Below are 20,969 nucleotides of genomic sequence, written 5' to 3' on the forward strand. Positions count from 1 at the left end.
TACGGCCGCACTGCGTTCATTCGGCGTCGCGCTCGGCCAGCCAGCGCTCCAGGTCCGCGGCCGGCAGTGGCTTGGAAAACAGGAAGCCTTGCAGCACTTCGCAGCCCAGGCCGGCAAGCAGGCGGCGCTGCCGTTCGGTTTCCACGCCCTCGGCCACCACGTGCTTGCGCAGGCTCTCGCCGATGCGCAACACGGAGTTGGTCAGGGCGCGGGCGGACATGCTGTGCTCGATGTCGCGCACGAAGCTCATGTCCAGCTTCAATTCGTTGATCGGCAGCCGGTGCAGGTGGCTCAGGCTCGAATAGCCGGTGCCGAAGTCGTCCAGCGACAAGGCCAGGCCGGCGGCCTGCATGGCCGCGATGTTGTCCAGCACGCGCGGCTGTGGAGAGAGCATCACGCTCTCGGTCATCTCCAGCGTCACGTCGGTCGGCGAGAGGCCGTGTTGCAGCAGCAGGCGCAGCAGTTCGTCCAGCAGCTGTGGGTCCTCGAAGTTGCTGGCCGACAGGTTCACCGCGATGCGCGGGATGGCCACGCCGCGCGCGCGCCAGTCGGCGAGCTGGCGCAGCGCGTTGCGCAGCACCCATCGGCACAGGTCGCCGATCAGGCCGCTTTCCTCGGCCAGCGGCACGAAGCGGGCCGGCGAGATCGCGCCCAGCTGCGGGTGGTCCCAGCGCAGCAGTACTTCCACGCCATACAGCGGGTGCGGCGGATGGCTGAGGACCTGCGGCTGGTAATGCAGCTGCAACTGGTCGCGGCGCAGGGCCTCGCGCAGCGCGGTTTCCAGCGCGACGCGCTCCTGCGCCAGGCGGTTCATGTCGGCGCTGAAAAAGCGGAAGCTGCCGCCGCCTTCGGTCTTGGCGCGATGCATCGCCAGGTCGGCATGCCGCAGCAGCGTGTTGATATCGCGGCCGTCCTCGGGAAAGATCGCCACGCCGATGCTGGCCGAGGGATGCAGCGTCATGTGACCGACCACCGACGGCGCGGCGATCGCCCCCAGCAGGCGCTCGGCGATGCCGCCGGCCTGCTCGGCGCCGCAGTTCGGCAGCGCCAGCACGAATTCGTCGCCGGCCTGGCGCCCGACAAGGTCCCCCAGGCCGAGGTTCTCGCCCAGGCGCTGGGCGATATCGCGCAGCAGGCCGTCGCCGGCGGCGTGGCCCTGGGTCTCGTTGACCCGCTTGAAGCGGTCCACGTCGAGGAACAGCACCGCCGCCGGCGCATGCTGGCTCTCGGCGTTCACCAGCAACTGCTCGGCGCGGGCGTTGAACATCATCCGGTTCGGCAGGCTGGTCAGCGCGTCGTAGAAGGCCAGCTGGTGCACCCGGGCACGGGTGTGCTCGCGTTCCAGCGCCAGCGCGCACAGGTGCAAGCAGATGTCGGCAAGCTTGATGTGCCAGGGGTCGGGCTCGCGCGCCTCGGCGTAGTAGATGGCGAAGGTACCGAGCACGCGGCCGCCGCTGGACTTGATCGGGCTCGACCACGCCGCGTGCAGGTCGTAGCGCGCGGCGAAGTGGCGGAAGTCCTTGAACAGCGGGTCGGTGGCGATGTCGCTCACGCTCACCGGCCGCCCGCGCCAGGCGGCGGTGCCGCACACGCCCACGCCCGCGCCGATGCGCAGGCCGTCCACGTCCTCGCTGTATCCGGGCGGCATGCTGGGCGAGGCGAGGGTATGCAGGCGGCTGTCGCTGTCCACGCTGAGTACCGAGGCGCGCAGCGCCGGGGCCACGCGCTCGAGCTCCACGCAGATCATCGCCATCACGTCGGCCAGCGGCTGCTCGCGCACGATCGCGTCGAGCACGTGGGTGTGCAGCACCTCGTGCATCTTGGCGTGGGTGATGTCGGTGATCACCGCCACCGTTTCGCTGGGCACGCCGGGTACATCGCTCACCGGATTGGTGATTACCGAGGTCCACAGCGGCTGGCCGTCGTGGCGGTACAGCAGCAGGTCGGCGCGCGCCTGGCGCCAGGCGGCGGCCTGTTCGTAGAGCCCGCGCAAGGTGTCCGGGTCGGTATGCGGGCCGGCCAGCACCTGCGAGGGACGCTTGCCGCGCATTTGCGCCAGCGAATAGCCGAACAGGCGGGTGAATCCTTCGTTGACGTAGGCCACGCCCAGCGCATCGTCCAGCGTGAGCAAGGCGGTGTCGCTGCGGTCCACGGCCAGCGAGAGCTGGCGCATGCGTGCTTCGTGTTCGCGCTGGCGGGTGACATCGCGGATGAAGCCTACCGTCACGCGGCGCGTGTCGCGTTCCACGCTGAGCAGCGAAATGGCCAGCACGGCGACATTGCCGTCGCCGCGCACCAGCTGGATGTCGCGCGGGTCGGTGGCGCGGCCCGGCGGGTCGAGCGCCACTTCGTCGAAGTACGTGCCCAGGATCGCCGGGCACAGGTGTTCCACCGGCTGGCCGCACACCAGCGCGGACTCCGTGCCCCAGATGCGCTCGGCGGCGCGGTTGAACATCACCACGCGCCGCGCCGTGTCCACCGCGATGACGCCGTGCGGCATCTGCGAGAACGTGTAGGCCAGCAACGTGTCCAGGTCGCGCGGATCGATCAGCGCGGTCTCGGGCAGTGTGGCGGTCGCGGTGGACAGCGCGAGGTCGTCCATGCGCGCCTCAGCGACTGACGCGGGAAAGGGCGAGCAGGCGCTCGGCGACGCGCTCCAGCGGGACGGTCTCCTGTGCGGCCCCCAACTTGAAGGCGGCACCGGGCATGCCCCACACCACCGAGGTGGCTTCGTCCTGCACGAGCGTGGCGGCGCCAGCCTGCTGCATTTCCAGCAAGCCGCGGGCGCCGTCGTCGCCCATGCCGGTGAGGATCGCGCCGATCGCGTTGGGGCCAGCGTTGGCTGCCACCGAGCGGAACAGCACGTCCACGGCGGGTTTGTGGCGGTTGACCGGCTCGGTGTCGTCGATGCGGCAGCGCCAGCGGGCGCCGTCGCGGATCACGCGCAGGTGGCGGCCGCCCGGCGGCAGGTAGGCGTGGCCCGGCAGCACGGCCTCGCCATCGCTGGCCTCACGCACGGACATCGCTGAATGGCGGTCCAGGCGCTCGGCGAAGGCGGTGCTGAAGCTGGCCGGCAGGTGCTGGGTCAGCACCACGGCCGGCGCGTCGGCGGGCATGCCTTCGAGCACCACGCGCAAGGCCTCGGTGCCGCCGGCCGAGGCGCCGATGGCGATCAGGCGGTCGGTGGTGCGGAACAGGCCCGCGCGTGCGGCGGCGCTGGCCGGCGTGGCCGCCGGGGTATCGAGCTCGACCTTGGCGGCGGCCGGGCGCGCCAGCGGGCGCACGCGCGCCTGCGCGGCGGCCTTGACCTTGCCGACGATCTCTTCGGCATAGGTTTCCAGCCCGCGCGCGACATCGAGTTTGGGCTTGGCGACGAAATCCACCGCGCCCAGCGACAGCGCCTGCAGCGTGGTATCCGCGCCGCGCTCTGTGAGCGAGGAAATCATCACCACGGGCGTGGGGCGCAGGCGCATCAGGTTCTCGAGGAACGCCAGCCCGTCCATGCGTGGCATTTCCACGTCCAGCGTGATGACGTCGGGGTTGAGGCGCTTGATCTTCTCGCGCGCCAGCAGCGGGTCGGCGGCGCTGCCGACGACCTCGATGCCGATGTCGCGCGAAAGGATTTCGGTGAGGATCTGCCGCACGACCGCGGAGTCGTCGACGATCAATACGCGGACCGGAGCCTGCAGGTTCATTGGAACAGCTCCACGCCGCCGCTGACGGGCGTCTTCGACAGGCGGGCCCGTACGGCCGATTCGGTCGCCGCGACCTCGGCCTCGTGCGCATGCGGCAGGCGCTGCACGACGACGCGGCCGGTGACCGGGAAGAACCAGATCTTGCGCGGATGGATGCCGCACAGGTCCTCGGCCACGATGGGGATGTGCTCGGCCAGCAGGTAGGCGCGCACGAACTCGGCGTTGCGCGTGCCCACCGGGTTGGAGGTGAAGCCCTTGAGCACGTTGGCGCCGCCGAACACCTTGGCCTCCAGGCGCTTGCGGTGCGCGCCGCGCTTGAGCAGGTCGTTGATCAGCAACTCCATGGCGTAGCTGCCGTAGCGCGCCGGCGCACCGTCGCCGACCTGGCCTTCGGGCAGCAGGAAGTGGTTCATCCCGCCGATCTTCAGCACTGGGTCGCGCACGCACGCGGCCACGCACGAGCCCAGCGTGGTGGTCAGCGCGGTGTCGTCGTCCACCACCAGGTACTGGGTGGGCAACAGCTTGGCGGCGATGGTCTGGAAACGGGTGTCGCGGTAGCGCATCACCTCGTCGATCTTCAGGGCCGAGGTCATGCGCGCGCTCCGCGGGCGGCGCGGTACAGCGTGCGGCCGCAGGGCTGGATCAGGTCGGCGGCGTGCAGGTAGTTCTCCGAGTGCCCGGTGTACAGCAGCCCGTCCTCGCCCAGGTGCGGCACCAGGCGCGAGAGGATGCCGCGCTGGGTGGGCTTGTCGAAATAGATCATCACGTTGCGGCAGAACACCGCGGCGAACGGGCCGCCCACGTCGTAGCGCGGGGCCAGCAGGTTGAGCTGGCGGAACTCGATCAGCTGGCGCAGCGCCGGCAGCACCCGGCACTTGCCTTCGTTCGGGCCGCTGCCGCGCTGGAAGTACTTGCGGCGCAGCGCCGGGTCCAGCGAGGACACGCGGTCGACCGGATATACGCCGCGCGCACCGGTCTCCAGCACCTGGGTGTCCACGTCGGTGGCCAGGATGCGCACCGGCGGGTTCAGCGTGCCGAACGCCTCGCAGGCGGTGATCGCCATCGAGTACGGCTCTTCGCCGGTGGACGCCGCGCACGACCACAGTTTGAGCGTGGGTTCGCGGCGATGCTTGAGCAGTTCCTCGCGCAGCTTGTCGAAATGGTGCGGCTCGCGGAAGAACGAGGTGAGGTTGGTGGTCAGCGCGTTGGTGAACGCCTGCCACTCGTCCTCGTCCTGGCCGCTTTCCAGCAGGTCCAGGTAGTCGCGGAACGAGCGCAGGCCGAGCGCGCGCAGCCGCCGCGAGAGCCGGCCGTACACCATGTCGCGCTTGGCCGGCGCCAGGGCAATGCCGGCGCGCTGGTGGATCAGTTCGCACACGCGGCGGAAATCGCGGTCGGCGAACTCGAATTCGCGACTGTCGACGGGGGCGGGGGAGAGGGTGGGCGGCATTCGGCACCTCGGGTTCAAGAAGGTTATCGGCCGCGCGGGGGCGGAACTGTAGTGCGAGCGCAGTCGCAAATTTCCTGCCCGCCACGGCGTGGCCGGCGCCCAAAAACAGACACCCCGGCCGGAGCCGGGGTGTGTGCATTGCCACTACACGGAGAGATCAGAATTCCTGCCAGTCGCTGTCGGCGACCACCGCTTCGGCTTCCTGGCGCGCCGGGCGGGCGGGCCGGGCAGCCGGTTGCGGGCGCGCCGCGCGCTCGCTCGTGCGCGGGGCCAGCGCCGGCGCCGGTTCGGCGGCCGATTCTTCCAGGCGGAAGATCGACACCGCATCGGACAGCTGGCCGGCCTGTTCTTCCATCGCGCGCGCGGCGGCGGTGGCTTCTTCCACCAACGCGGCGTTCTGCTGGGTCGTTTCGTCCATCTGGGTGATGGTCTGGTTGACCTGCTCGATGCCGGCGGACTGTTCCTGCGATGCCGCGGAAATCTCGGCCATGATGTCGGTCACGCGCTGCACCGAGGCGACGATCTCGCCCATGGTCGCGCCGGCCTTGTGCACCAGCGCCGAGCCGTCGGCGACGCGGCCGACCGAATCATCGATCAGGCCCTTGATTTCCTTGGCCGCGTTGGCCGACCGCTGCGCCAGCGTGCGCACTTCCGAGGCCACCACCGCAAAGCCACGGCCCTGCTCGCCGGCACGCGCGGCTTCCACCGCGGCATTGAGCGCCAGGATGTTGGTCTGGAAGGCGATGCCGTCGATGACCGAAATGATCTCGGCGATCTTCTTGGAAGACTTCTCGATGTCGCCCATCGTGGTGACCACCTTGCCCACCACCTCGCCACCCTGCGAAGCCACCGTGGCCGCGCCCTGCGCCAGCTGGTTGGCCTGGCGGGCATGCTCGGCGTTCTGGCGCACGGTGGAGGTCAGTTCCTCCATCGAGGCGGCGGTTTCTTCCAGGTTGGCGGCCTGCTGTTCGGTACGGCGCGACAGGTCGCTGTTGCCGGCGGCGATCTCGCCGGCGGCCGAGTTGATCGCCACCGAGGACTGCTTGATGCGGCCAACGATCTCCGTCAGCTGCTCGGCGGTGGCGTTGGCGTCGTCGCGCATGCGGGCGAACACGCCCTGGTAGTCGCCATGGATACGCACGGTCAGATCACCCTGCGACAGCGCGGCCAGCAGGCGGGAGACCTGATCGATCGAAGCACCGTTGGCGTCCAGCAAGCCGTTGAGCTGCTGGGCCAGCTGCAGGAAGAAGCCTTCCTTGCCTTCGACCGCCACGCGGCCGCCCATGTCGCCAGCCGCGGCCGACTCCACGATGCGCGCCACTTCCTCTTCCACCTGCACTTCGATGCTGCGGTCGCGCCACTCGCACACGGTGCCCACGGCCTGGCCGTCGGCGTCGCGGATCATCGAGACGATCTGCGCGATATGCGCATCGCCGTAGCGCATCTCGCGGCGCGCCGAACCGTTCTTCTCCAGTTGGGCGACGAACTTCGGGTCCACCTCGCCGCCGTGCTCGAGCACGTTGACGTGGTGGCCGACCAGCGAGGCCTCGATGTCCAGTGCCGGCAGCGCCTGCTGGAAGTCCTCGGCGTGCTGGGCGATGACCTGGTGGATGGCCGGGTTGGTGTAGACGACCTGCAGCGAGGGATCGGTGATGATCACGCCGGTGGAGGAGGCATCCAGCGCGGTGCGGATGCGCAGGTTCTCGGCGGCGACGGCCTGGTCGCGCTCGATGCGCTCCTTCAGGTCGCGCTGCATGCGCTGCAGCGCGCGCATCAGGTCGCCCACCTCGTCGGAGGCGGCGGTGTCGATATGGCCGTCCAGCTTGCCGGTCGCCACGTCGTTGGCGACATTCACCGCGCCGCGCATGTTGCCGACCAGCGAGCGGGCGAACAGCCAGGCCAGCAACAGGCCACCGGCGATGCCGGCCAGCACCATCACCACGGTCAGCGTGACCGAGGTGGCGTGCACGGTTTCGGCGCGGTCCTTGGCTTCCTGCGCGAGGCGGTTGTCCTCGTCGATCAGCTTGGCCAGCGAAGCCTGCGCGGCCAGGTGGGCGCTGCGCGTCTCGCCGACGAAGGTGTCCACGGCGTCGTCGGGCAGGTTGAGTTCGAGCATTTCCTCGACGCTGGCGTAGGAGGCGGCGGCCTTCTTCCAGTCGGCGACGAACTGGTTGTAGAGCTTCTTCTGCGCGTCGCTGCGCAGCAGGTGCGGATAGTCGGCGATGGTGGCGTCGATATCCTTCTTCAGCTGGACCTGGCGCGTCTTGGCGTCCTGCTTGACCGCGTCGCTGGCGCGGATCAGGCCCTGGTAGGCCGAGTTGCGGAATTCGCCGAGCATGCCGCGCAGTTCGCCGGCTTCGCGCACGCTGGCCATCGAATCGCCGGCCAGATCGCGCGTCACGTTGTTGAGGGCGGCAAGGCCGGAATAGGCGATGATGCCCTGGATCAGCATGATGACCAAGACGATGCCGAAGATCAGCATCAGCTTCGGGCCGAGTTTGAATTTGTTGATCCACTGCATGTACGCGCTTCCTCTTCCTGTGACGTTGCCCGGCGGGAGGGCCAGGCACCGTCCCGCGCACGGCGCGGGACGGCGCGGCGGGGTATTACTTGATCGTCGCCAGCTTCAGGCTGGACGGCGAGCTGACTTCGATTTCCGCGCGCGAGGCGTCGCGCTGGATCTTGCCGATCACGCAGACGTCCTTGCCTTCCAGGGTTTCCGGGGCGAAGGAGAACTTGCTGCGGTTGGCGCCGTCGATGCGGGCCGAGAAGGTGTGGCGCGGGAACATGCCGCCCATGTACAGGAAGGTCGGCTCGCCCTCGGAGGACTGCGCGTACTTGGCCTTCTCGACCTTGCCGCACACCATGCCGTCCTTGCCGACGAAGCGGGTCGCCATTTCCGGCGGGATCATTTCTTGGGACTGGGCCAGCACGTCGGCCGACAGGGTGGCCAGGGCCAGGGCGGGAATCAGGGTGAACAGGGTTTTCATGGGTATCTCCGAAGTGGGGAGGGGTGGCCTCGCGCGGGCCTTGAGGCAGCTATCGGCCCCTGCCCGGACAACTTGAACGGGCGGGATGAGAACTGCGCCACAGTTCGTTCCACCGGTGGCGGCTGTGTCGGGGCATGCCCGACACGGGCCGTCAGGCGGCTTCTTCGGTGAGGGCTTCCTGCGGGGACAGGTCGGCGCTGTCCAGCAGCGTCTCGATGTCGAGCAGGATCAGCATGCGATCGTCCTGCGTGCCGATGCCGGAAATGAAGCGGGTGTCCACGGCGGCGCCGAACTCCGGCGTCGGGCGGATCTGCTCTTCGCTGAGCGGGATCACGTCCGAGACGCTGTCCACGACGATGCCGACCACGCGGTCCTCGACGTTGAGCACGATCATCACGGTGAAGGCGTCGTAGCGCGCTTCCTTCAGCCGCAGCTTCAGGCGCAGGTCGATGACCGGCACGATGGTGCCGCGCAGGTTGATCACGCCCTTGATGTAGTCCGGCGCGTCCGGCACGCGGGTGACCGCGTCGTAGCCGCGGATTTCCTGCACCTTGAGGATGTCCACGCCGTACTGCTCTTCGCCCAGGGCGAAGCTGAGGAATTCACCGCCGTGACCGGCGGCTGGCTTTTTGTCGTTCATCGGTGGCTCCGGGCAGGCACGGCGGAATGGCGGGGTTGCCATGCCAAGATCGGCCCGGGCGGCGGAATCTTTAGGGCGCGCTCAGAACACGCCGCTCTTGCGCGCGTTGCGCTGGCGGTCGATGCGGAAGATGTAGCGCTGGATATCCTCGTCGGCGCCGCGTGGCAGGTTCTCGAAGCGCGCGCCGATGCGGAAGCTTTCCACGCCGTTGGCCAGGGTCTGCCGGGCCTGGCTGCAGATCGCCAGGGCGACGGGGAAGGGCGGCTGGTCGGGCAGGCGCAGCTCGCAGCGGCGGTAGACGCGCCCGACCTCCAGCAGCGGCGCGCCGGCCGGCAGGCTCACCGCCAGCCCGCCGCCGGAGATATCGATCACCCGCAGGCGCAAGGGCTCGCGCGGGAGGGCGTCTTCGTCCTCGCCCGGGTCCGGGTCGAAGCCGATCAGGCAGGTGGGCGAATCGGTGATCGGCGTTTCCAGCCGGTAATACTCGCGGCGCTGCAGGTGGTAGATGCCGGTCGGCAGCGCCGCGCGGAAGGCCACGTGGCCCTCGTGCTCGATGCGCTCGACGTGGTCGAGCCGGAAGCGGATGCGCACGCGGTCCAGCTGGGCGAAGCACAGCAGGTGGCTGGCCTCGGCGGCGGCGCGGTTGGAGGCCTCGTTCGGGCTGCCGTCCAGCAGGATCCATTCCTCGTCTTCGTCCACCTCCAGCACCGCGCTGGGAAAGGACTGGTCGCGGCCACCGATATGCGCGCTCACCAGCGAGCGCTGGTCGATCAGCGCGCGCAGCAGGCCCCGCACCTGGCGCGGATTGCGGACGAGGTAGCGGTCCTCCCCCTCGTCCGGCTCGGTATGCGGCTGCTGCGATGCGCTGGTGTCGCCTGGAAGCATGGGGCCCTTTGTCTTGCAGAAGCACGAACGGTCGGGGAAATCGACCCCGGCATGGCCTCCATATCGGCCAATCGGCGCGAAATTGTAGGGTAAACAGGCTTTCTTGCGTGATGGCGTAAGCGCTTCCACGCGCGACGCGGCCGCAATGCGGGCCAGGTCGCCGTCGCGCGGGGGCGATGCGCCGGCCCGCGTTGCGCGGGCCGGCGCCGTGGGATCAGGCGGTTTCCAGCGGCTCGACGGCCTGGCGGCCCAGGCGCTGCACCAGCCGCCGCGCGTCCGCCTCTTCGGCGGCGGCCAGGCGGAACTGCGCCACGGCCTCGCGCAGCTCGCCGGCCTGCTCTTCCAGCGCACGCGCCGAGGCGGTGGCTTCCTCCACCAGCGCGGCGTTCTGCTGTGTGGTTTCGTCCATCTGGGTGATGGTCTGGTTGACCTGCTCGATGCCGGCGGACTGCTCCTGCGAGGCGGCCGAGATCTCGCTCATGATGTCGGTCACGCGCCGCACCGAGGCGACGATCTCGCTCATGGTGCCGCCGGCGTGGTGCACCAGTGCCGACCCCTCGGCGACCTTGTCGACCGAATCGTCGATCAGGCCCTTGATCTCCTTGGCCGCGTTGGCCGACCGCTGGGCCAGCGTGCGCACTTCCGAGGCCACGACCGCGAAGCCGCGGCCCTGTTCGCCGGCACGCGCCGCTTCCACCGCGGCATTGAGCGCGAGGATGTTGGTCTGGAAGGCGATGCCGTCGATGACCGAAATGATCTCGGCGATCTTCTTCGAGGAGGCTTCGATGCCGGTCATGGTGGCGACCACCTTGCCGACCACCTCGCCGCCCTGCGAGGCGACCGAGGCCGCGCCGAGCGCCAGCTGGTTGGCCTGGCGCGCGTGTTCGGCGTTCTGCTTCACCGTGGAGGTCAGTTCCTCCATCGAGGCGGCGGTTTCTTCCAGGTTGGCGGCCTGCTGTTCGGTGCGCCGGGAGAGGTCGCTATTGCCCTGCGCGATCTCGCTGGCGGCCAGGTTGATGCTGCCGGTGGCTTCCTGGATGCGGCCGACAATGCCGGTCAGCTGATCCACGGTGGCATCGGCATCGTCGCGCATGCGCGCGAACACGCCATGGAACTCGCCGTGCATGCGCGCGGTGAGGTCGCCCTGGGCGATGGCGCGCAGCAGGGCCGAGAGCTTGCCCAGGTTGCGGTCGTTGACGGCCATCATCGAGTTGAGGTCGCCGACCATGACGGCGAAATCGAACTGGAAAGCCGCCTCGTCGCCACGCACCGAGAAATCGCCGGCGGCGGCGGCCTGTGCGAGGCGCTTGATCTCGTTGTTGATCGCCCGCAGGCTGTCGCGCACGCCGTTGATGGCGGCGGTGATGACGGCCTTTTCGCCGGGCAGGGCTTCCATTTCCTGCGACAGGTCGCCGGCCGCGTAGGCCTGCGCGAGCTCCACCACGCGCAAGGTGACGCGGATATGGTCGGCCGCCAGGCGGTTGGTGCCTTCGACCATGGTGGCGAACTCGCCGGAGAAGGCATGGCTGTCGATGCGGTAGCTGACGCTGCCCGCATCGTGCTGGCGGGCCATCTCGTGCTGGGCTTCGATGACATCGCGCAGGCGGGCCTGCATCTCGTCCATCGCCTGCAGCATCTGCCCGACTTCGTCGCGGCCACGATGGCCGACATGCACGTGCAGGTCGCCTTGCGACACGCCCTTGATCACCGCCAGTGCGCGGCCCACCGGCACCAGCACCGAGTTGCCGAGCAGCCAGCCCAGGCCCAGGTTGATGAGCACCAGCACGCCGCCGGCCAAGGCCATGATGCCGGTGAACACCAGCGCCTGGGATTGCGTATCGTCGACGTAGACGCCGGTGCCGATCACCCATCCCCAGGGCTGGTAGAGCGTGTTGTAGGAGGTCTTGGCGACCGGGTCCTTCTTGCCGGGCTTGGCCCAGGTGTAATCCACGTAGCCGCCGCCGGCCTGCGCGACTTTGACGAACTCGGGGAAAATGCGCTTGCCGTCGGGGCTGAGCACATCGTTGAGCGGCTTGCCCACGAGGTCCGGCCGCGTGGGGTGCATGAGCATGTTCGGCTTTTCGTCGGTGACGTAGAAGTAATCCACGCCCTTGTTGGCCTGCAGCGTGGCCAGCGTGGCCAGGGCCTGTTGCTGGGCCTGTTCCAGCGACAATTCGCCCTTCTCGGCGCGGGCGGCGAACGATTCCACGACGCCCAGCGCCATCTGGGTCTGCGCCTTCAGCGCGGCCTGGCGCGTGTGGGTGAGGTCGAGGTACTGCATCCGCGCGGCGACGACCGCCAGGGCGACGATGCCGACCGCGACCAGGAAGGTCTGCGAGAGGAACTTGCGCTTCAAGGGCATGTTGGCCATGGCCTGGGCGAGGGCGCTTTGCGTTTTCATCGACTCGGCTCGTTTTGCGGGAATAGGCGGATGCCTAAGCGGAATAACGGCTTTGCGGGGCCAAAATTGAGCGCTGGGTCTCAACGCGCGGTTGATGGAATTCCGCTGGGCGATTCATGGCTTGGATCGCCGGGTGTGTGTGTGCTGCCCGGGGCGGTTGGTATTTCCCTTCGAAGCATTGGCGCTGGATGTTCGGCGCGCGGCGAGCGGTGGCGGCCTGTGGCCGGGACACGCCGTGAACCCATCCATGGGGGCTCGTAGGCGACATCCATGTCGCCTACGGTCCCGGCCACAGGCCGCCACCGCTCGCCCGAAAGACCACGTGAGCCGACAGAAATGCAAAAACAGGCGCCGCAGATCATCGCGCAGCGCCGTAGCTTTCGCGCATGCGCGCCGCGCTGACCAGGAAGGCAGGGCACGCATCGCCGCGCGTGCCGGGCCCGCGGCGCCTGCATTTGATTGCCGGCCCGTACACGCTGCACGTCCGGGTGCCCGGTGGCGAACCCTTGTCGGGACCGTAGGCGACATGGATGTCGCCTACGAGCCTCCATGGATGGATTCACGGCGTGTCCCGGCAAGGGTTCGCCACCGGGCGCCGCGCGACGAACCCCGCGAGCCGCGCCTCAGGAAGGAGGCAACCCGATCACCGCGCGACGAACCCCGCGAGCCGCGCCCCAGGAAGGAGGCGAGCCGATCACCGCGCGACGAACCCCGCGAGCCGCGCCTCAGGAAGGAGGCACACCGATCACCGCGCGACGAAGCGAACCAAAAAAGCAGCCCCCTCAGCCCCGACCCGCGACCCGCAACGGCGCCTTGCGCAACGGCACCACCGGCGCGCTGGCCGGCGTCGCCGACTCGGTGCGGAAGATCGACACCGCCTCGGACAACTGGCCCGCCTGCTCCTCCATCGCCCGCGCCGCGGCGGTGGCTTCCTCCACCAGCGCAGCGTTCTGCTGCGTGGTTTCGTCCATCTGCGTGATCGTCTGGTTGACCTGCTCGATCCCCGCCGACTGCTCCTGCGAAGCCGCCGTGATCTCCGCCATGATGTCCGTCACCCGCTGCACCGACGCCACGATCTCCCCCATCGTCGCGCCCGCCTTGTGCACCAGTGCCGAACCATCGGCCACCCGCTCGACCGAATCGTCGATCAGCCCCTTGATCTCCTTGGCCGCGTTGGCCGAACGCTGCGCCAGCGTACGCACTTCGGAAGCCACCACCGCGAACCCGCGGCCTTGCTCGCCGGCACGCGCCGCCTCCACCGCCGCGTTGAGCGCCAGGATGTTGGTCTGGAACGCGATACCGTCGATCACCGAGATGATCTCGGCGATTCTCTTCGAGGAAGCCTCGATGTCGCTCATCGTCGAGACCACCTGGCCCACCACCTCGCCACCCTGCGACGCCACCACCGCCGCCCCCTGCGCCAGCTGGTTGGCCTGGCGCGCATGTTCGGCGTTCTGCTTCACCGTGGAGGTCAGCTCCTCCATCGACGCCGCGGTTTCTTCCAGGTTGGCAGCCTGCTGCTCGGTACGGCGCGACAGATCGCTGTTGCCCGCGGCAATCTCGCCCGCCGCCAGGTCGATGCTGCCGCTGGCGGCCTGGATGCGGCCCACGATGCCGGTGAGCTGCGCCACGGTCGCATTGGCGTTGTCACGCATCTGCGCGAACACGCCGCGGAAATCACCCTGCATGCGCGCGGTGAGGTCGCCGTGCGCGAGTGCGTCGAGCACGCCCGAAATCTGCGCGATGCTGTGCGCGTTGGCGTCGAGCAGGCCGTTGAGCTGGCGCGCCAGCAGCAAGTAGAAGCCGCTTCGCCCCTCGGTCTGCACGCGCTGCGACAGGTCGCCATCGACCGCCGCCTGCACGATGCGCGCCACCTCGGCCTCCACCTTCGCCTCGGTGGTGCGGTCGCGCCATTCGCAGACCGCGCCGAGCAACTGGCCGCCCTCGTCGCGCACCTGCGAGATGTTCTGGTCGAAGCACACCTCGCCGAACTGCACCTGGCGACGCACCGTGCCCTCGCGCTGCAGCTGCGCGAGCACGTCCGGCGCCAACGCGCCGCCTTGCTCGAGCACCGCCAACGGCTGGCCGACCAGCGGGCGGTCGGTGTCGATGTCCGGCAGCGCGCGGCCGATCTGCTCGGCATAGCCGTTGAGCATCGCGCGCAGCGCCGGGCTGGCGTAGATGACGGTGAGGTCCGGGTCGGTGATCAGCGTGCCGGTCGACGCGCTGTCCAGCGCGATGCGCACGCGCAGGTTCTCCGCCGCGACCGCCTGGTCGCGCTCGATGCGCTCGCGCAGGTCGCCCTGCATGCGCTGCATCGCGCGTAGCAGTTCGCCCACCTCATCCTGGCCACCGGCCGGGATATGCCCATCGAGCTTGCCGGCGGCGATATCGCGCGCCACGCCGCAGGCGCCAGCCAGCGGCTTGCTGACCATGCGGCGCGTGGCCACGAACACCAGCGCGGCGATCAGGCCGATGGCCACCAGCGACAGGCCGAGCATCGCGGTCATCATCCGCCGCAGCGTGGCCGCCAGCGCGGTGCGCGGCTCCACGCCCACCAGCGCCCACTTCCAGCGCGGGAAGTGTTCCACGCTGACGGTGGCCGGCACCGGCGTGGCCTTGTCGCTGGCCGCGACGTCGAACACGCCCACCGCCGGCGCCGAGGCAGCGCTGTCGACCAGCTTGCCGAACGCCTCGCGGTCCTGCGCGCCGACCAGCGCCAGCGCATCGCCGCCTTCGCCGGCCGGGTGCACCACCAGCTTGCCGTGGGCGTCGCCGTCGGCCTGGTCGATGATGAAGAAGTAACCATCCGCGCCGATCTTCAGCCCGCGCATGCGCTCCTTCAGCGCCGCCAGCCCTTCGCTGTAGTTGACGCCCACGAACGCGATGCCCACCACCTGGCCGGTGGCATCCACCAGCGGCTGGTAGTGCGTCATGTAGTCGTTGCCGAACAGCTTGGCGCGGCCGGTGTAGGGCTTGTTCTCCAGCATCAGCGCATAGGCCGGGTGCTTGTGGTCCAGCACCGTGCCGACCACGCGCTCGCCCTTGTCGTTGGTGAGCGAGGTGGAGATGCGCACGAAATCGTCGCCGCTGCGCGAGAAGATCGTGGCCACCGCGCCGGTGCCGGCGGTGAAGCGGTCCACGAGCTGGTCGTCGGCGCCCAGCGCCTTGCCGCCGAAGGCCAGGTTGGCGACCTCGAACTCGCCGCGCTTGAGCGGCTTGCCCCGCGCCGGGCCCGCGTCGCCCGCCGGGAACAGCGCGGTGAACCCGCCGCTCAGCCGTTCGGTGTCCTGGGTGAGCGCGCGGTCATACAGGGCGATGGTGTCCTGCATCACGTGGGTGGCGGTGGCCAGGCCCTGGCGGCTCTTGGTCTCGTAGGCACTGGCCGATTGCTCGTAGACGCGCCAGGTCAGCGTGAGCAGGACCAGCGTCACCGCAAGGGTGACCAGCAGGGAGAGACGGACGCCGATCGACAGGCGGGAGAGGATGTTCATGGCGGTGAGGGTTCCGGAAGCTCGTTCGCGTGGCTTCCGTGCCTCGCGTGGGGAAGGGAAGGGTGCCGGCGCGGGCCGGCACCCCGTGCGTCAGAACTCCTGCCAGTCGGCGTCGCCCGCGGGCGCGGCGATGGCCGCCGCCGGCTTGCGCGCCGTGGCCGGGCGCGGCGCGTTCGGCGCGGCGCCGGCCGGCGCGCTGGCGCGTGCCGGCGTGCGCAGCTTCACCACCGCGGCGCTCGGCGCGGCGGCCTGGCGGGTCTTGAAGATCGACACGGCCTCGGAGAGCTGGCCGGCCTGTTCTTCCATCGCACGCGCGGCGGCGGTGGCTTCTTCCACCAACGCGGCGTTCTGCTGGGTCGTTTCGTCCATCTGGGTGATGGTCTGGTTGACCTGCTCGATGCCGGCGGACTGTTCCTGCGAGGCCGCGGAGATCTCGGCCATGATGTCGGTCACGCGCTGCACCGAGGCGACGATCTCGCCCATGGTCGCGCCGGCCTTGTGCACCAGTGCCGAGCCATCGGCCACGCGCTCGACGGAGTCGTCGATCAGGCCCTTGATCTCCTTGGCCGCGTTGGCCGACCGCTGGGCCAGCGTGCGCACCTCGGAAGCCACCACCGCGAATCCGCGGCCCTGTTCGCCGGCACGCGCGGCTTCCACCGCGGCGTTGAGCGCCAGGATGTTGGTCTGGAAAGCGATGCCATCGATGACCGAGATGATCTCGGCGATCTTCTTCGAGGACGCCTCGATGTCGCTCATCGTCGAGACCACCTGGCCCACCACTTCGCCACCCTGCGAGGCCACGCCGGCCGCGCCCTGGGCGAGCTGGTTGGCCTGGCGCGCGTGTTCGGCGTTCTGCTTCACGGTGGAGGTCAGCTCCTCCATCGAGGCGGCGGTTTCTTCCAGGTTGGCGGCCTGCTGCTCGGTGCGGCGCGAGAGGTCGTTGTTGCCCTGCGCGATTTCGCCGGCGGCCAGGTTGATGCTGCCGGTGGCGGCCTGGATGCGGCCGACGATGCTGGTCAGCTGCGCCACAGTGGCGTTGGCGTCGTCGCGCATCTGCGCGAACACGCCGTGGAAATCGCCTTCCATGCGGTGTGTCAGGTCGCCGTCGGCGATGGCCCGCAGCAGCGCCGAGAGCGCGTGCAGGTTGTCGTCGGCGGTGGACATCAGGCGGTTGAGCGTTTCCACCATCGAGCGGAAATCGTACTGGAACGCCTCCGCGTCGCCGCGCACGCTGAAGTCGCCCGCCGCGGCCGCCGCGCCCAGGCGCTTGATCTCCGCGTTGATCGCGCCGAGGTTGCGCTTGACCGTGTCCATGGTGTCGCTGATGACCGCCTTCTCGCCGGGCAGGCGCGGCATGTCCTGGCTCAGGTCGCCGATGGCATAGCGCTGCGTCAGGTCGATGACCTGCATCTTCACTTCGATGTGCTCGGCCACCAGTTGGTTGGCGTCGTGCACCATGCGGCCGTAGTCGCCCGGGAAGCGGCCTTCGTCCATGCGGAAGCTGATCTCGCCGGCTTCATGGCGACGCGCCATCTCCTCCTGCGCTTCCAGCACGGCCTGCAGCTGCTGCTGCATGTGGCGCATGCTCTCCAGCAGCTGGCCGGTCTCGTCGCGGCCCTGCACGACGATGGCGTTGTCCAGCTTGCCGCGCGCGATGGCGCCGGCCACGCGGGTCGCCTCGCCGAGCGGGCGGGCGATCGAGCGCGCGATGGCGTAGCCCAGGCCGATGGCCAGCACGGTGAGCAGGCCGAGCACGACCAGCATCGTCGCCACGGTGCGCTTGTGGGCCTCGTTGGCCTTGGCCACCGTGCCATGCAGATGCTCGACGTTGTACGCGCTCAGTTCCTTCAGCGCGGCAAACAGGTTGCGGCGCGCTTCGCGCGAATCGCTGGAGGAGATCGCGCGGGCGGTGTCGAAGTCGCCCGCGTGCACGGCGTCGGCGACCTTCTTGTGCGCGGTGAAGTACGCATCGCGGGCCTGCTTGACCTTGCCGTAGATGGCCACCTCGTCCGGGTCGGCATCGGTGGAGGCGTCGGCGTAACCCTTCTCTTCCTTGGCAATGGCGGCTTCGCCTTCCACCATGCGCTTGTCGTAGTCGGCGATCTTTTCCGGGTCGTCCTGGCTGTAGAGCTGCGAGATCTCGTAGGTGCGGTACTCGCCGAGCTGCGCACGCATTTCACCCAGGTGCTGCACCGAAGGCATCCAGTCTTCGCTCAGCTCGACCAACTGGTCGTTGCCGTGGCCCAGTTGCTGGAGCGCGAACGCGCCCAACGCCAGGGTCATCACGGTCGTGACGGAAAACGCGAGCGCCAGCTTTCTGGCGATCGTCAGATTCTGGAACCACTTCATGTCGATATCTCGAATGTTCGGCCTGGAGCCGCGGGATGGGAGGCGCCACGGCGACGGATGGATTTCGCCTTGACACAGGAATTAGCGGCGCGACAAGTTCACCCTTGAGGGTCGATGAGCGTCACAATTCGAACGCCGTTAATAATCCCCGCGACTAGTTCATTCCTGATCTGGTCAATTCGGGAATAAGTGCCCGTGGCGGGCGGGGAGGGCGCTGCGGCGGGCGATACGAAAACGCCCCGGCGCGCTGCCGGGGCGGGGAACGTTCGACACCGGCGGCGACGGGCGCCGCGGAAAGGCTCAGGCCGCTTGTGGCAGCGCACGCAGCGAGCGCACCAGCCCGCCGATATCCACGATCAGCGCCACGCGGCCATCGCCGAGGATCGTCGCGCCGGAGATGCCGGCGATGCGCCGGTAGTTGTTCTCGATGTTCTTGACCACGACCTGCTGCTGGCCGACGAGTTCGTCCACTTCCAGCGCGATCTTCTGCCCGTCGCCCTCGACGACGACCACCAGCGGGTCCTCGCTGCGCTGGCCGGCGTAGCCGTAGTAGTCGCTGAGCGAGAGGATCGGCAGGTATTCGCCGCGCACGCGCAGCACGCGGCCTTCGCCGGCCATGGTGCGGATGTCGGCCTGCTGCGGCTGCAGCGCTTCGAGCACGTAGGCCAGCGGCAGGATCAGCGTTTCGCCGGCCACCGAGACGGTCATGCCGTCGAGGATGGCCAGGGTCAGCGGCAGGCGGATCAGCGTGCGCGTGCCGTGACCGGCGCTGCTTTCCACCTGCACTTCGCCGCCCAGCGCCTGGATGTTGCGGCGGACCACGTCCATGCCCACGCCGCGACCGGAGAGGTCGGTCACCGCGTCGGCGGTGGAGAAGCCCGGGGCGAAGATGAGGTCCCACACCTGGGTGTCGGTCGGGTTGTCCGGCACGCTGATGCCGCGTTCGGCCGCCTTGGCCAGGATCTTCTCGCGGTTCAGGCCGCGGCCGTCGTCGCTGACCTCGATGACGATGTGCCCGCCCTGGTGCGAAGCGGCCAGGGTGATCGTGCCGGTCTCGTCCTTGCCGGCGGCGCTGCGCGCCTCGGGCAGTTCCAGGCCGTGGTCGATGGAGTTGCGGACCAGGTGCACGAGCGGATCGGCGATCTTCTCGATCAGGCCCTTGTCCAGCTCGGTGCCTTCGCCCAGCGTGCGCAGGCGCACCTGCTTGCCCAGGCGGGTGGACAGGTCGCGCACCAGGCGCGGGAAGCGGCGGAACACCGCATCCACCGGCAGCATGCGCACGCCGATCACCGCTTCCTGCAGGTCGCGGGTGTTGCGTTCGAGCAGGTCCAGGCCGGCGGACAGGCGTTCGGCATGCGCGGCATCGAGCCCGCCGGACACGGCCTTGAGCATGGCCTGGGTGATGACCAGTTCGCCCACCAGGTTGATCAGCGCGTCCACCTTGTCCACGCTCACGCGGATCGAGGTTTCGGCTTCATGCGCGGCGCTGTTGGCGGCCGGGGCGGCGCCCTGGGCCGCGGCGGGCGCGGGCGGGGCGGCGGCCACCGGCGCGGCCGGCGCAGCGTCTTCCACGGCCAGGCTCGGCGGCGGGGCCGGCACCGCCATCGGGCGGATCTCCAGCTCGCAGTCGTCCACCACCCAGGCGAAGGTGTCTTCGATCTTGCTGCGCGGCACCTTGCCGATCAGGCCCAGGTCCCACGCCAGGTAGGCCTCCATCGGGTCGATCTGCTCGAAGCCGGGCAGGCGCTCCAGGCGCGCGGCGATTTGCAGCGGGCCCAGGTGTTCCAATTCGCGGATGATGCGCAGCGGGTCGTTGCCGCTCATGAACAGCGACGGCGCCGGCGTGAAGCCGATATGCCAGGCTTCCGGTTCTTCTTCCTTCTGCGCGGCGGCGGCCGGCGCGGCGGCGGCCTGGCCGGACAGCACGGCATTCAGGCGCGCCAGCACCGCCTGCACGGCGGCCGGGTCGGCGGCCTGGCCATGTTCGGCCTCGCGCAGCAGGGCGCGCAGCACGTCCACCGAACCCAGCATGGCGTCCACGGCAGCCGGTTCGAGTGCGCGCTTGCCGGCACGCAACTCGTCGAGCAGGGTTTCCAGCACGTGGGTCAGCCCGGCGATCGACTCGAAGCCGAAGGTGGCCGCGCCGCCCTTGATCGAGTGCGCGGCGCGGAAGACCGAGTTGATCGTTTCCGGATCGCGGCTGCCTTCCTCGAGCGAAAGCAGGCCGGCTTCCATCGCGTCCAGCCCCTCGCGGCTTTCCTCGAAGAACGTGGCGTGGAATCGTTGCAGGTCCATGCTCATGGCGCGCGGTCCGGAAGTCTTCTGGGAGGAGGGGTGGGTGGGGCTCAGCCCAGGACTTTCTGCACCGTGGCGACCAGCTGTTCGGGATTGAACGGCTTGACCAGCCAACCGGTGGCACCGGCGGCCTTGCCTTCGGATTTCTTGTCGGCGGCCGATTCGGTGGTCAGCATCAGCAGCGGGGTGAACTTGTAATCCGGCAGCTGGCGCAGCTCGCGGATCAGCGCGATGCCGTCCATGTTCGGCATGTTCACGTCGGTCACGACCGCGTTGAACTTGGCACCCTTGGCACGGCCCAGGGCGACGGCGCCGTCCTCGGCTTCTTCGACCGCGAAACCGGCCGAGGTGAGGGCGAAGGACACCATCTGGCGCATCGACGCCGAATCGTCCACCACCAAGATACGTGCGCTCATGCGGCGTTCTCCACAGATTTCAGGTTGTCATGGGACGCGGCCAGGCCCAGCACGGCACTGACGCCGAGCAGACGCGCCGCGTCCTTGAAGGTTTCGTTGCAGCCGTCGAAGCCAGTAGCGCGTCCGGCGCGGCGGCGGGCGTCGAAGAACGCGCAGAGCAGCTGCACGCTGGCCGTGTGGATGCGGCGGACCTGGCCGGCATCGAGCAGCAGTTCGCCTTCCTGCGAGAGGTGGGTGGCGAGCGTCTGCTTGAGGTCGGCGCTGGTCTCGATGCCGAGATCCTCGCCCAGTGACAGGGTGCTCATCGGTACTCCGAACGGATGGTTGCAGTCAGGTTAGCGGCCATGGCCGGAC

The 20,969-nt window shown here is 69.1% G+C and carries 14 protein-coding genes; all 14 read right to left on the bottom strand.

Features of this window, described 5'->3' with window-relative positions; translation table 11 throughout:
• Positions 1 to 16: 16 nt before the first annotated feature.
• A complete protein-coding gene (locus tag P6166_RS14085) occupies positions 17 to 2,602 on the bottom strand; it encodes an EAL domain-containing protein (protein ID WP_277765083.1) in 2,586 nt (861 codons plus the stop codon).
• Positions 2,603 to 2,609: 7 nt separating this feature from the next.
• The gene (locus tag P6166_RS14090; protein WP_277765084.1) at positions 2,610 to 3,695 is read right to left on the bottom strand and encodes a chemotaxis response regulator protein-glutamate methylesterase; all 1,086 of its coding nucleotides are present in this window, start codon (positions 3,693 to 3,695) and stop codon (positions 2,610 to 2,612) included.
• Positions 3,692 to 4,288, bottom strand: coding sequence for a chemoreceptor glutamine deamidase CheD (cheD, locus tag P6166_RS14095; RefSeq protein WP_130320083.1), 597 nt, complete (start codon positions 4,286 to 4,288; stop codon positions 3,692 to 3,694). The genes P6166_RS14090 and cheD overlap by 4 nt, the downstream gene beginning before the upstream one ends.
• Positions 4,285 to 5,145 carry a CheR family methyltransferase gene (locus P6166_RS14100; RefSeq protein WP_277765085.1) on the bottom strand — a complete coding sequence of 287 codons (861 nt, stop codon included), beginning with the start codon at positions 5,143 to 5,145 and terminating at the stop codon, positions 4,285 to 4,287. The genes cheD and P6166_RS14100 overlap by 4 nt, the downstream gene beginning before the upstream one ends.
• A 157-nt stretch (positions 5,146 to 5,302) precedes the next feature.
• Positions 5,303 to 7,666: a methyl-accepting chemotaxis protein gene (locus P6166_RS14105; RefSeq protein WP_277765086.1), complete on the bottom strand. Its 2,364-nt coding sequence runs from the start codon at positions 7,664 to 7,666 to the stop codon at positions 5,303 to 5,305.
• Between the two features lie 85 nt (positions 7,667 to 7,751).
• Positions 7,752 to 8,135 (bottom strand): hypothetical protein, encoded by a 384-nt coding sequence (locus P6166_RS14110; RefSeq protein WP_057646266.1) that lies wholly within the window; start codon positions 8,133 to 8,135, stop codon positions 7,752 to 7,754.
• Between the two features lie 151 nt (positions 8,136 to 8,286).
• A complete protein-coding gene (locus P6166_RS14115; RefSeq protein ID WP_277765087.1) occupies positions 8,287 to 8,775 on the bottom strand; it encodes a chemotaxis protein CheW in 489 nt (162 codons plus the stop codon).
• A gap of 81 nt (positions 8,776 to 8,856) precedes the next feature.
• Positions 8,857 to 9,660, bottom strand: coding sequence for a flagellar brake protein (locus tag P6166_RS14120; RefSeq protein WP_277765088.1), 804 nt, complete (start codon positions 9,658 to 9,660; stop codon positions 8,857 to 8,859).
• A 214-nt stretch (positions 9,661 to 9,874) separates the two neighbouring features.
• Complete coding sequence (locus P6166_RS14125; RefSeq protein WP_277765089.1) at positions 9,875 to 12,061, bottom strand: methyl-accepting chemotaxis protein; 2,187 nt, start codon at positions 12,059 to 12,061, stop codon at positions 9,875 to 9,877.
• A 782-nt stretch (positions 12,062 to 12,843) separates the two neighbouring features.
• Complete coding sequence (locus tag P6166_RS14130; protein ID WP_277765090.1) at positions 12,844 to 15,555, bottom strand: Cache 3/Cache 2 fusion domain-containing protein; 2,712 nt, start codon at positions 15,553 to 15,555, stop codon at positions 12,844 to 12,846.
• A gap of 90 nt (positions 15,556 to 15,645) precedes the next feature.
• A complete protein-coding gene (locus P6166_RS14135; protein WP_277765091.1) occupies positions 15,646 to 17,904 on the bottom strand; it encodes a methyl-accepting chemotaxis protein in 2,259 nt (752 codons plus the stop codon).
• A gap of 300 nt (positions 17,905 to 18,204) precedes the next feature.
• A complete protein-coding gene (locus P6166_RS14140) occupies positions 18,205 to 20,205 on the bottom strand; it encodes a chemotaxis protein CheA (protein WP_277765092.1) in 2,001 nt (666 codons plus the stop codon).
• Positions 20,206 to 20,249: 44 nt separating this feature from the next.
• On the bottom strand, positions 20,250 to 20,615 hold the full coding sequence (locus P6166_RS14145) for a response regulator (protein ID WP_057642711.1): 366 nt from the start codon (positions 20,613 to 20,615) through the stop codon (positions 20,250 to 20,252).
• Positions 20,612 to 20,920, bottom strand: coding sequence for an STAS domain-containing protein (locus tag P6166_RS14150; RefSeq protein WP_277765093.1), 309 nt, complete (start codon positions 20,918 to 20,920; stop codon positions 20,612 to 20,614). The genes P6166_RS14145 and P6166_RS14150 overlap by 4 nt, the downstream gene beginning before the upstream one ends.
• Positions 20,921 to 20,969 lie beyond the last annotated feature (49 nt).

Origin of the sequence: Stenotrophomonas sp. HITSZ_GD (assembly GCF_029543105.1) — a bacterium.
Taxonomy (GTDB): domain Bacteria; phylum Pseudomonadota; class Gammaproteobacteria; order Xanthomonadales; family Xanthomonadaceae; genus Stenotrophomonas_A.